This window comes from Acinetobacter sp. GXMZU3951 (assembly GCF_054457875.1).
Window position 1 is genome coordinate 310,906 of the sequence record NZ_JBTLFO010000002.1, and the last position, 12,261, is coordinate 323,166.

Here is a 12,261-nt window from a genome sequence, read left to right on the forward strand (position 1 = left end):
CAGAAAAAAACCCATCGGAATCTGATGGGTTTTTTACTTTTACAGCTGGATGTCGGTATTCATAAAAACAGCAGTGTTGAGGGTCTGGTTCTGAACCGATTAGGGTTGAGCAGTTGTACGATGTAAGTATTTATTCATATACTCTTCGCGAATGGTTAAACGTTCTTCAGGGCTTGCTTTTTGCATGCGTACGCGTAAGTCATTACGCTCTTGGCTGCTCATTTGTTGCCAAGTTTCACGCATTTTTTGCTTTTCTTGTTCAGGTAATTGGGTAAACCAGTCCATACGCTGTTGTAGACTATCACTCTGTTCTTCTGGAAGTTCCTTCAGAGATTGATAGCGTTTAATCAGGGCTCGTTGCTCTTGTTCTGAAAGTGTTTCCCAGGTTTCAGCAACTTGGGTATTGGCATCTTTGGAAAAAAACCAAAAACGTTCAAAACCTGCAAAACTAGTTTGCAAGAAGCCGAGTGCACAAAAAGCAAAAGCTAACCTTCTAGCTGCCATGTGGAACTTTGTCCTCACCTAAAACTAACAACATTTCTAAATCTTCCACCATTTGCGGAGAAAGTTTAGGAGTGACCACCACCTGATTTTGTGGCTTTTCAGACAAATCTACAGAATTGGGTAATACCACAATTCCTGCGATTGCTGCAGCCAAAGCAAAACCAGTCATTTTGAGATATCCAAAACGTGATGTTTTTTGCTGCTGGATATGATCCAGAACATGATTCATCACTAAAGGTTTGTCTTTATGCTGTTGTGCCAGTCCATCGAGTTTGGCGGTGACTTGTTTTAAGAAATCATCTTGTTTCATTCAGATGACCCTCCCGAATATGGATTTAAATGTGATAACGCAGTTCGTAAACCCTGAATGGCGCGATGGTAATGTGTTTTAACACTTCCTTCACTGCAGCTCATGATTTGTGCGGTGGTCTGCGTGTCAAATCCTTCCCATGCCCGCAGCATAAAAGCCTGTTGCTGCCGTACAGGCAGTTGGCGTATCGCTGCTTGAATTTCCTCAATCGTGACCGCTTGATCGAGGAATTCCAAAGGGCTTGGCGTTGTTTCATCAATAACATCTTGAATTTCTAGATCGTCTTCTTCGAGGCTCACCTTTTTGAAAAATGAAAAAGGCTGTGAGCGACGGAGTTCTTTACGACGCCAATCTTGCAATTTGTTATTTAAAATGGTGTAGAACAGGGGATACCATTCATCGGTTGATTTGTCCGAATAGGATTTATGCAGGGCGATGAAAGCCTCTTGAACGAGATCCATCGCGATGCCTTGTTGCCCCTGTGTTGCATTCTCCATCATGACTAAGGCACGTCCAGTTACGTCTTGCATAAAATTTTTCAGACGTTGTTCAGCTGTACTTTTTAAAGCACTTAAATTTTCCGACTGAGACTGTTTCGGCGCTAAATCCATAGAGATGGAAAACCCTGTCATTGGATCATCACCATTATTTCCAATACATATCCTTAATAACGTTGGAAATAATGGTTTGGTTGACAATACCCGTTATTATTTTTTCAAGTGTAATCTATTTTTAAAATTGGGCGAGGTAATTTAAAATAAAAAAACGTTTTAGATGCGTTGACGCACCATTTCAAAAAAGCAGATTGATCCCGCAATAGCGACATTAAGAGATTCTTGACCACCTGGCTGAGGAATGCTTAGTGCTTGAGCATGTGCTAAAGCAAAGTCAGAAACCCCTTGGCCTTCATTACCTAAGATCCAGACACAAGCTTGTGTTAAATCTTTTTGATATAAACTTTCAGCCTGATGCGAGCTAGTCACATACACTGGAATTTCAAAGCGGTCGAGTACATCTTCGATGGCAACGTTTTCATAGGTGTTGAGTGAGAAGTGTGCACCCATACCTGCGCGTAATACACGTGGTGACCAGAGTGCTGCAGAACCTTTGGTACAAATCACTTGCTTGATACCCGCTGCTGCTGCAGAACGGAGTAGCGTGCCAACATTGCCTGGATCTTGAATATTTTCCAAAATTAGGGTATCCACACTAAAGTCTACACTTTGGCTTGAACTTGGTAAGTCTACAACTGCCAAGAATGGTAAAGTGGTTCCCAATGTGCTTAAGTCGCGATATAGGCTTTCAGCAATGACAAAAACAGCACCTTCATATTCATCTAAAATATCGCAAATATCAGGGTGTTCGAGTGCATTTTCAGTGGTGAAAATAGAATTAAGTTTCTTCTTTTTTTCAACCCAAGCTAAGCCTAAGTGTGTCCCTTCAAGCACAGTTTGACCTTGCTTTTTACGGTAGCTACTTTGCTCTATTAAACCACGGAGATGTTTAATTTTTGGGTTGTCTTTTGATTCAAGGAAAATAATGGACATGGAGGAGACTCATGCGCATAACACAGCAGATGGTTATGCGCATTTAAAAAATTAGTTGTGGTAGCCAGTCACTAAATTGACTTCGTTTTTAGAACCAATAATTACAGGAACACGTTGGTGTAACTCAGTTGGTTCAATTTCAAGAATGCGTACACGACCTGTAGTAGAAGCACCGCCCGCTTGTTCCATCAACATACTCATTGGGTTGGCTTCGTACATTAAGCGTAAGCGGCCTGCTTTTTTCGGATCTTTAAGGTCGTATGGGTACATGAAAATCCCGCTACGGCACAGAATGCGGTGGATGTCACCTACCATGCATGCCACCCAGCGCATATTGAAGTCTTTTTCACGTGGACCCGTTTTACCAGCAAGAAGTTCATCAATATAACGTTTTACAGGCGCTTCCCAGTGACGTTGATTTGATGCATTGATCGCATATTCTTTGGTATCCGCTGCCACTTGAATGTTGTCAGTGGTTAATAGGAACTGTTGAGATTCAGGGTCGAAAGTAAAGAAGACTACGCCTGCACCTACAGTTAATGCCATCATGGTGGAAGGACCATAAAGTACATAACCTGCAGCAACTTGGTGAATACCCGCTTGCATGAAATCTTCCGATTGAGTTACTGCATTTTTTGCAGGAAGAATCGAGAAAATAGTACCTACGCACATATTGATGTCGATGTTACTTGAACCATCAAGTGGATCGAACAAAACTAGAAATTCGCCATTTTCTTGTGCAGGTGTGAATTCATCGAGTTCTTCAGAAGCCAAACCACCGACGTGAGGATGAACTTTTAATGCATCAATTAAATAGTCATTAGAAATCACATCGAGTTTCTTTTGAGTTTCGCCCTGTACATTTTCATGTTCAGCACTTCCCAATACCCCAGCTAACGCGCCTTTTTGTAAAGCTTGATCAATGGTTTTACACGTATTTGCAATGGTATCAATGACTTTTGCAAGTTCAGGTGTAAGATTCCCAGTTTGTTGTTCTAAGAATTGGGAAAGGGTGAGGTATGCCATGGCAGGAAAACTCCGAGTGAAAAGCAATCAAATTGAGCAAAAAAATTTAGACAGTCATTTTAGATGAGAATGAGACAAAAGAAAAATTAAACTCGATTATTTGGCTTGATTTTGCCCTTGCAACTTTTAGGGATAGTGCTATGTTGATGTGAAGGATTGAGCAGAATTGAGGAACATAACCATGACAACGCAAAAGTTTGATGCGATGCCAACGGAAAATGAAGGCATTAGTTTAGATGACATTAGTCCTGAAACAGTAAAAGCGGCTTGGAAAGATTATGAAGCCAAGCCTGAATATAAAGACTTCAACAAGCACGATTTGATCGAATCCATGCAACATACGCATGAGGATGAGGACGAGGAACAAAAACCAGCCTAGGCATTGAGGCAATAAAAAAGCACTTTAGATTAAAAGTGCTTTTTTATTATTTGTCCATCCTTATTTTAATAAAGGTGGCACCGCTTCGTAGTTCAGTTCTACACGACGGTTTTCTTTCCATGCATTTTCATCATGCCCAGCATTGATAGGCATTTCTTTGCCGTAGCTGACCGCTTCTAATTGTGTTGGGTTTACACCATTGGTAATTAAGAAGCTTTCTACCGCTTTGGCACGTCGTTCACCGAGTGCCATGTTGTATTCACGCGTACCACGCTCATCGGTATGACCTGTCAGTGCAACTTTTGAATTGGCATTAGCTACTAAAAATTGCGCATGAGCTTGTAAGGTCTGGTAGTCTTCATTGGAAAGGTCGCTGCTGTCGTAGTCAAAATGTACTACGCGTTTTGCTAAAAATGCTTTGTTTGCAGCAGTGACACCTTTAGAAGAAGCACCTGCAAGATTTTGTGCATTCAGCGCTGCATCTTCACTTAACCCATCGGTACTGACTGTTGTACCTGCTGAGTTAGGGGTTTGACCTGTTTGGATTTCTGCTGCAGGTTTACGGCTCGCACATCCTGTCATAATGACAGCAGTCGCCAGTACAGGTAACACAAACAGTTTAATTGCGTTCATCTTCATCTCCATAAAGATTGATTTTCTAGAAGTTATTTAGGTGCCCAAGCTGGTTCGCGGACTTCACCTTGCTCACTTGGTAAATTCATACGGAAACGACCATCGACCGACATGATGGACAATAGTCCACGATTGCCTTCACGTGTGGCATAAACCACCATTTGCCCATTTGGTGAGAAGCTTGGCGACTCATCCAGACTGGTCGGCGTTAAAATATTGGTAATGCCTGTGTTAATGTCCTGAATCGCGACTTTATAGCTGCTGCCACTTGGACGATGGACTAAAGCCACTTGTTTGCCATCGGCACTTAAAGTACCACGTGCGTTAAATGCGCCACGGAAGGTAATGCGTTTGCTGCTCCCGTCAGCAAAGCTGTAACGGTAAATTTGTGGGGAACCACCACGGTCTGAGGTAAAAATAAAAGATTTTCCATCAGGCGCATAACGGGCTTCGGTATCAATCGCACTGTCATTGGTCATGCGCTGAAGTTGGCGGCTGCTCAAATCCATTTGATAAATTTCTGGATTGCCATGCATCGAAGCGGTGAACAGCATCGATTTTCCATCGGGGGAGAAGCTTGGTGCACCGTTCAAACCACGGAAGCTTGCCAGTTTTTCACGTTGCCCTGTGGCTAAATCTTGTAGGTAAATGGCCGGACGTTTGCTTTCGAAAGACACATACGCAATTTTTTGTGCATCAGGTGTCCAAGCCGGGGACAGGATTGGATCACGCGAGGTCAAAATGGTTTTAGGTTGTTCGCCATCGGTGTCGGCAATTTGCAAGGTGTAGCGCTGCTCAGGCGTTTGCGGGTTACGTAATACATAAGCAATACGTCCGCTAAAGTCACCTTGAATCCCAGTAATGGCTTGATAAATGGCATCACTGATCATATGTGCCGCTTGACGTACACGCGATGCAGGCACAGTTAAAAGTTCATTTAATAAGTATTGTTTTTTCTCTATATCATAGAGTTGATAACGAACTTCAAAATCGCCAGTTGCAGTCGGTTTGACATTTCCCGTCACCACATACGGTACACCAGCAGATTGCCACGCAGCCGCATTCGGATTGTCCATACTTGCTGTTGCTGGAAGGTTTTGCGAGGCACTGCTGAATTTACCTGAACGATTCAAGTCATTTTCGACAATCGAATAGATGGTTTGATCATTACTAAAAGGAATAATGGCAATTTTAGGGGCTTGTTCGGGTGCTTTAGCAATTTCTAAATGCAATTGTGCGTGAGCAGTTTGTACAACAACTGGCATAAGCGCCGTGAAGATTGCCAAACCTAGTAGATGTTTACGCGTATTTTCCATCATTCGCTGTATACTCTGGAACGTCAGTTTTTGTGGGTTGTCTAAATTTGCCTAACATAATGGCATGAATTTTCATGATTAAAAGCATTACATTATGGCGAAACTGTTATAACACTGTGAAAATGGTTAATCGCCATGCAAATGCGATGGCGATTAAGCTTTATTGAGCGGTGAATGATGAGGTGAAAATACGTGCTTCACGTCGCGCATCTGGGTCTGATGGCATCGGATACGGTGCTGCGGAACGAACGGCAGCCTCGACACTGGCCTTCATGTCAGGATCACTCGCATTCACTACAACCGATAAAACGGCACCACTATCACTTAAAGTCACACGTGCACTGGCTTTTTGACCTGATGCACTGGTAGGTGGATTCCAAGCACGTTTCACTTTATTTTCAAAGTCGCGCTTCGCGGTAGAGGCGATGCGTTTAGCTTCGGCTTTTTTCTCCGCTGCTTCTTGAGCAGCTTTCTTTGCGGCTGAGGTTTTGGCCTCTGCTTCAGCACGTTCTTTTGCTTCGGCATCAGCCTGAGCTTTGGCTTTTGCAGCAGCATCGGCTTGCGCTTTAGCTTTAGCGGCAGCATCGGCTTGTGCTTTGGCTTTAGCGGCAGCATCGGCTTGCGCTTTAGCTTTTGCGGCAGCATCGGCTTGCGCTTTGGCTTTAGCGGCAGCATCAGCCTGTGCTTTAGCTTTAGCAGCAGCGTCGGCTTGCGCTTTAGCTTTAGCAGCAGCCTGTGCTTTAGCTTTTGCAGCAGCATCGGCCTGCGCTTTGGCTTTTGCAGCCGCATCGGCTTGCGCTTTGGCTTTAGCGGCAGCATCGGCTTGCGCTTTGGCTTTTACAGCAGCATCGGCTTGCGCTTTGGCTTTTGCAGCGGCATCTGCTTGTGCTTTGGCTTTAGCAGCAGCATCGGCCTGTGCTTTGGCTTTTGCAGCCGCATCAGCTTGAGCTTTGGCAGCAGCATCGGTCTGTGCTTTGGCTTTTGCAGTAGCATCTGCTTGCGCTTTGGCTTTTTCCTGAGCTAAACGAGCTGCTTGTTGCTCGGTAACATTAGTTTTTGGCGGTGCAACAGGAATGACAGGGGCGGGCATGACACTCGGTTCAGCCGTTTGCGTAATTTCCTGTGCAATATTTTCATGTGCAGTTTCAGAAAACTCAGTTTCTTCACGCAGTGTTTCGGGTAAATCTTGGGGTTTCACCAAAATGGTTTTGATGGGCTCAGGCTGTTTTGGCGGTTTACTCATGCCTAAATAAAGTAAGCCAACAACCGCAAGCACATGCACACCAAAGGTAAAACCTAGTGCGATGGCATTTTGTTTAAAAGGCGGTGTTTGAAAATTTTTCATACATTACTTTAACGGTTCGGTGAGTAAACCAACTTGGGTTAGACCAGCATCTTGTAAACTCGACATTAACGACATCACATCCCCATAAGGACGAGATTGATCCCCATTAATCAAAACCGTCAGTTTCTGCTGATTTTGTTCCGCATCTTGCTGAGCGCTACTTAAAATGTTTTGTAGCTCGGCCAAGCTTAGCGCTTGCTTTGACTTGTTGTCTTTATAAGTCAAATAAAATTGCCCATCTTGGGTTATGGAAACAATTGCAGAAACGTCTTTCGATTCGATTGGGTTGCTGTTGGCTTTGGGGAGGTCTACGCTCACCCCAGTCGTAATCATGGGGGCTGTAACCATGAAAATGACCAGAAGCACCAACATCACGTCAATGTAAGGCACGACATTCATGTCGCTTTTTAAGGGTTTTTTGATACGCTCAAAGCGTCCTGAACGTTGAATTGCCATCAGTCATTTTCCTGAACAGAACCGACTGATTGACGTTGTAATAGCGCCACCATTTCTTCCGCAAACAAAGCGCGGTCCGAATAAACGGTTTCTCCTTTGGCGGTAAAATGGTTAAATGCTAACACGGCTGGAATTGCTGCAAAAAGACCAATTGCTGTCGCAATTAAGGCTTCGGCAATACCAGGTGCAACAGTGGCTAAGGTGACTTGATCGACATCTGCCAGTCCAATAAAAGCATTCATGATGCCCCAGACTGTACCGAATAAACCGACATAAGGTGCGACAGAGCCAATACTGGCCAATGCGCCTAAGCCATGTTCCAAGTGACCTTGATCACGACTTAAACCTACGCGAAGAATACGCTCGGTGCCTTCAATGGTTTGTTGAGTAGGTGCATGGCGTTTTTTAAGTTTGAGATATTCGCCTAGGCCTTGATAGAAAATATCTTCTAGCCCGACACGTTTCGAGTTGAGTTGGGCATTGTTATATAGTGTATTAAGTTCTGCACCTGACCAGAACATTTTCTGGAAATGTTCATCATCTGCTTGGGCTTTTTTATAACTCAGGTGCAACTTGGCAATTAGAAACCAACTATAGAGTGATGCGAGAAGGAGTAAAAGCATCACCAGTTGTACGACAGGACTTGCTTGTAAAATGAGGTCTGAAACGTGAAGTGTGGAGTCTAATTGATTTGCCATAGTTACACAGGAGCCGAGTTTTTTTAGATTTGTTCTAACTCTTTACGAATTAGATCGTGAATTTCATTTGGCAAACGTCGCGGTTTCATTTCTGCACTAATACATGCCAATTCAACTTCGCCAGATGCCAACAAGATTTCACCACGATAAATATTTTGTTGCAATACAAATGACGTAGCTTTACACGAAACTACACTTGCTGTAACAGTAATTAAGTCATCCATGAGGATTGGACGGTGATATTTGACATTAATTTTGTGTACGACAAAGTTATAGTCTTTTTGGTGCCAGTAATGGTCTACACCAGAGGCACGTAACCACTCAGTACGGGTACGTTCCATAAAGCGAATATGGTTGGCATGATAGACAATACCGCCTGCGTCAGTGTCTTCAATATATACACGAATCTGAAATTCGAATTTATTCGCCATGATAGTATTCCATGTCTAGATTTAATGTTGTGTGTCGAAACCCATGATGACCCAAAGCTGCAGGGAGGTGTTGCAGTAAGTCTTGGTCTGAGTGATGGGTTGCTAATGCCTTGAAGTTTAGCAGTTTGAAATGACCGTCCAATGGCACAAGTTTTCAATCTGAAAACTGATGGGGGATACAATCAAGAATTAAAAATGCCTATTCGGGTTTGAAACTTTGGGGAAAAGATGAGTCGTCGGTCTTATTTGATTTTGGTAATTTTAATGGTCTTGGGAAGCATCTATTGGTGGAAACCGAGTCCTAGTCTTGAAAGTGCCAAGGATTATCAGCGTGTTAGTCAAGATGTTCAAACCTTTAATGGTTATACCATGACCAATTTGGCTGGTTATGAGGGACAATTTCGGGTTTTATCCCGTGAAAATTACCGTTCGGGACGTGAAGCTGAGATCAGTCCTGTTGATTTTGCTTTGGGTTGGGGCGCGATGGCTGATCCTGCAGTTTATAAGCAGCTTTCAATACGTCAAAGTAATCGATGGTATTATTGGCGTTATGAAAATCAGCCACCGATTCCTCGACATGACATTGAAACGCAGAGTGCCAATACACATTTAATTCCAGCCAATACCGCCGTTGCCAAACAGTTGGCAGAGATTGATCAGGATGACCTGATTTATTTGAAAGGGCATTTGGTTGAAGTGAAAGCTGGGGATGGCTGGACATGGCGCAGCTCATTAAGCCGTGAAGATACGGGCAATGGCGCGTGTGAGTTAATGTTAGTTGAAGAAGTCAGAGAACTTTAAGCAATGACTGCCAATATAAAAACACGATTGAGCGTCGTTTGATTACCGCCCAAGACTTCAACATGGAATGAAAAGGTGACATTCGATGAGCACCTTTTTATATTTTTTTAATTGCTGTTTTTCATAGTTTTTTTCCATTGGCTCTGTATCTGATTCGCGAACTTAGGATAGTCTTGAATCAAGCGAACATGCAGTTCTACACCTGTTTTGAGCGTAGCGTCATCCACCATAAAATACGGGCTATGATTGGGTGCTGCCTGATCCATTTGTTGTGTTGGCGGCGTTGCTCCTAAAAATACAAAGAGCGATGGCATCAGTTGACCATAATAAGAAAAGTCTTCACTGGCACTGGCATTGTGATCCAAGATATGGAGTTTATCCTGACCTGCGACTTGGCTGAGTGTTGGTTGCATCAGCTGGGTTAGCGTGGGATTGTTTGAGGTGACTGGTGCGTAGGTCGCAATTTCAACTTTCGCCTCTACATCATTGGCCAAGGCATTATGCTCTAACATGATGGGGATATTTTTTAACAAGTTCTGGCGAATATCTTCATTGTTAGAGCGGATGGTACCGACCATATTGACTTGTTCGGGAATGACATTCCCAGTCGTACCAGCATGAATACTGCCAATACTAATTACGCCCATACCTTGGGTCAGTTTGGATCTACGGCTAATCAAACTTTGTAAATTGTTAATCATTTGCGAAGCGGCATAAATCGGATCACGCCCATCCCAAGGCATAGAACCATGCACTTGCTTGCCGTTGATTTGGATGCGTAAATGATCCGCACTATTCAGTATTACGCCTTCTTTATAGAATAGATGGTTACTTGGCATACCCGCCATCACATGCAAACCAAAAATAACTTCTGGTTGTGGATTTTTTAACGCGCCGTCGGCAATCATCTTTCGTGAGCCAATTTCAGCACCTTGGCTAAAGTTATCAATATCTGCACCGCCTTCTTCGGCTGGCTGGAAGATGAAAACAACGGTTCCTGCAAGTTGATCTTTGTTTTCGGCCAATACTTTGGCAGCACCAAGTAACATCGCAGTATGGGCATCATGTCCGCAGGCATGCATGACTGAAACTTCTTTGCCTTGATAGATAGCCTTGGTTTTGCTGGCAAATGTTAGATTGGTTTTTTCTTCGATGGGCAAGGCATCCATATCGGCACGTAGGGCCATGACAGGACCAGTTTTTGCTCCTTTTAAGATTCCAATCACCCCTGTTTTGGCAAAGCCAGTTTTCACTTCTATGCCATAAGATTTAAGTTCTTTTTGCACCAGTTTGGCTGTATTGAATTCCATATTGCCCAGTTCAGGATGCTGATGAATGTGCTGGCGTAGTTGAATAGTTTGAGTTTCATTCTTTTCGACAGCCGTATTAATCCAATCGGCAAAACTCAATGGACTTGATAGTAGAAGAGAAGCGACGGAACAGCATAAGAGAAATGGTTTCATGAAATACACAGCCTTGTGAATTATAAGTTTTAAGCATGTAAAACATGCCATTCGTAAATCAAGAAGGCAAAAACCATATAGGTATATTTAATTGATTTAAAGGTATCGTTAGCAAGAAAAGCCATCGTTCATTTTCAGTAGTTCAAATCATGCAATTCAAATCCATCCGACTGAAAATAAAAAAGGGAGCATGAGGCTCCCTTTGAAATTACTTCTCTTTCGGTTCGGGCGGTGTCATCCCAAATTGCAAATACGCCATATTGGTGGCAATACGGCCACGTGCAGTACGCATCACATAACCTTGCTGAATCAAATAAGGTTCAATCACATCTTCCAAGGTACCTGAGTCTTCGGCCATGGCTGCCGCTAAAGCTTCCACACCAGCAGGACCACCATCAAAACGCTCAAGGAGCATGGATAAATAACGACGGTCTAAGGTGTCTAAACCATCCTTATCGACATTCAGCATATTCAAGGCGCGTTGTGCCATCTCTTGCGTCACTTCACCTGTACCTTTCACTTGTGCATAGTCACGCACACGACGTAGTAGGCGGTTGGCAATACGTGGTGTACCGCGCGAACGACGTGCAATTTCCGCCGAGCCTTCGTGAGTAATGGGTACATCCATCAAATTGGCAGAGCGGGTGACAATATGGGTTAAGTCTTTTACCGAATAAAATTCAAGACGTTGCACAATACCAAAACGGTCACGTAGTGGTGAGGTGAGCAGACCCGCACGTGTTGTGGCAGCCACCAGAGTAAATGGCGGTAAATCCAATTTAATTGAACGGGCGGCTGGACCTTCACCAATCATGATATCGAGTTGGTAGTCTTCCATCGCAGGGTAGAGGATTTCTTCAATTACTGGGGAAAGACGATGGATTTCATCAATAAACAGTACATCGCCTTCTTCTAGATTGGTTAGCATGGCAGCCAAATCACCTGCACGCTCTAACACAGGACCCGAAGTCGACTTTAAGTTGCCACCCATTTCACGCGCAATAATATTGGCAAGGGTGGTTTTGCCCAAACCGGGCGGGCCGAAAATCAGAGTGTGATCCAGTGCTTCCGCACGTCCACGGGCTGCACCAATAAAGATTTCCATTTGTTCACGGACGACAGGCTGACCAATATAATCATCTAGTGAAGTTGGTCGAATGGCACGATCAATATGATCTTCGGGTTTTTCGGAACCACCGATGAGACGGTCTTGCATATGTGTTAAATCTATCTCTTTACAGTCATTTGAGGTGGATTAACTCACAGCCTCAAAAATCTTTTAGGTTTTATATGCCTTTGTGTAGGCAATTTCACTTTTGACTGGGCAAAAGTGACAAAACCCATTTGTTAAA

At 43.6% G+C, this 12,261-nt stretch carries 15 protein-coding genes; 2 read left to right on the forward strand and 13 right to left on the reverse strand.

Going from position 1 to position 12,261, the window contains the following annotated elements; all coding sequences use genetic code 11:
• Positions 1-99: 99 nt before the first annotated feature.
• The 5 genes from ACX17N_RS04580 to ACX17N_RS04600 form a co-directional block, all read right to left on the reverse strand.
• Positions 100-504, reverse strand: coding sequence for a DUF3106 domain-containing protein (locus tag ACX17N_RS04580; RefSeq protein ID WP_458891379.1), 405 nt, complete (start codon positions 502-504; stop codon positions 100-102).
• Positions 494-814 (reverse strand): hypothetical protein, encoded by a 321-nt coding sequence (locus ACX17N_RS04585; RefSeq protein WP_458891380.1) that lies wholly within the window; start codon positions 812-814, stop codon positions 494-496. Before ACX17N_RS04585 ends, ACX17N_RS04580 begins: the two co-directional genes overlap by 11 nt.
• A complete protein-coding gene (locus ACX17N_RS04590) occupies positions 811-1,425 on the reverse strand; it encodes an RNA polymerase sigma factor (protein ID WP_458891613.1) in 615 nt (204 codons plus the stop codon). The genes ACX17N_RS04585 and ACX17N_RS04590 overlap by 4 nt, the downstream gene beginning before the upstream one ends.
• 159 nt (positions 1,426-1,584) lie before the next feature.
• A complete protein-coding gene (locus ACX17N_RS04595; protein ID WP_458891381.1) occupies positions 1,585-2,361 on the reverse strand; it encodes a TrmH family RNA methyltransferase in 777 nt (258 codons plus the stop codon).
• Between the two features lie 51 nt (positions 2,362-2,412).
• Entirely contained in the window at positions 2,413-3,387 is a 975-nt protein-coding gene (locus ACX17N_RS04600) for a class 1 fructose-bisphosphatase (protein ID WP_458891382.1), read from the reverse strand.
• Between the two features lie 181 nt (positions 3,388-3,568).
• On the opposite strand from ACX17N_RS04600, the gene ACX17N_RS04605 reads away from it, so the two are divergent.
• Positions 3,569-3,766: an NF038105 family protein gene (locus ACX17N_RS04605; protein WP_458891383.1), complete on the forward strand. Its 198-nt coding sequence runs from the start codon at positions 3,569-3,571 to the stop codon at positions 3,764-3,766.
• Between the two features lie 60 nt (positions 3,767-3,826).
• Here the strand turns inward: ACX17N_RS04605 and pal are convergent, their stop codons facing one another.
• From pal to ybgC, 6 genes are all read right to left on the reverse strand, one after another.
• Positions 3,827-4,399: a peptidoglycan-associated lipoprotein Pal gene (gene pal / locus ACX17N_RS04610; RefSeq protein WP_458891384.1), complete on the reverse strand. Its 573-nt coding sequence runs from the start codon at positions 4,397-4,399 to the stop codon at positions 3,827-3,829.
• 32 nt (positions 4,400-4,431) lie between these two features.
• Positions 4,432-5,715 carry a Tol-Pal system beta propeller repeat protein TolB gene (gene tolB / locus ACX17N_RS04615; RefSeq protein ID WP_458891614.1) on the reverse strand — a complete coding sequence of 428 codons (1,284 nt, stop codon included), beginning with the start codon at positions 5,713-5,715 and terminating at the stop codon, positions 4,432-4,434.
• A 160-nt stretch (positions 5,716-5,875) separates the two neighbouring features.
• Positions 5,876-7,060 (reverse strand): cell envelope integrity protein TolA, encoded by a 1,185-nt coding sequence (gene tolA / locus ACX17N_RS04620; protein ID WP_458891385.1) that lies wholly within the window; start codon positions 7,058-7,060, stop codon positions 5,876-5,878.
• Between the two features lie 3 nt (positions 7,061-7,063).
• The gene (tolR, locus tag ACX17N_RS04625) at positions 7,064-7,516 is read right to left on the reverse strand and encodes a protein TolR (RefSeq protein ID WP_458891386.1); all 453 of its coding nucleotides are present in this window, start codon (positions 7,514-7,516) and stop codon (positions 7,064-7,066) included.
• Positions 7,516-8,214, reverse strand: a complete 699-nt coding sequence (gene tolQ, locus ACX17N_RS04630) for a protein TolQ (RefSeq protein WP_458891387.1) — start codon at positions 8,212-8,214, stop codon at positions 7,516-7,518. The genes tolR and tolQ overlap by 1 nt, the downstream gene beginning before the upstream one ends.
• Before the next feature lie 23 nt (positions 8,215-8,237).
• Positions 8,238-8,645, reverse strand: a complete 408-nt coding sequence (gene ybgC / locus ACX17N_RS04635) for a tol-pal system-associated acyl-CoA thioesterase (protein ID WP_458891388.1) — start codon at positions 8,643-8,645, stop codon at positions 8,238-8,240.
• Positions 8,646-8,873: 228 nt separating this feature from the next.
• Between ybgC and ACX17N_RS04640 the strand changes: the two genes are divergently transcribed.
• On the forward strand, positions 8,874-9,446 hold the full coding sequence (locus tag ACX17N_RS04640) for a hypothetical protein (protein ID WP_458891389.1): 573 nt from the start codon (positions 8,874-8,876) through the stop codon (positions 9,444-9,446).
• A gap of 107 nt (positions 9,447-9,553) precedes the next feature.
• Here the strand turns inward: ACX17N_RS04640 and ACX17N_RS04645 are convergent, their stop codons facing one another.
• Complete coding sequence (locus ACX17N_RS04645) at positions 9,554-10,909, reverse strand: amidohydrolase (RefSeq protein ID WP_458891390.1); 1,356 nt, start codon at positions 10,907-10,909, stop codon at positions 9,554-9,556.
• Between the two features lie 208 nt (positions 10,910-11,117).
• Positions 11,118-12,125 (reverse strand): Holliday junction branch migration DNA helicase RuvB, encoded by a 1,008-nt coding sequence (gene ruvB / locus ACX17N_RS04650; RefSeq protein WP_458891391.1) that lies wholly within the window; start codon positions 12,123-12,125, stop codon positions 11,118-11,120.
• Between the last annotated feature and the right edge of the window lie 136 nt (positions 12,126-12,261).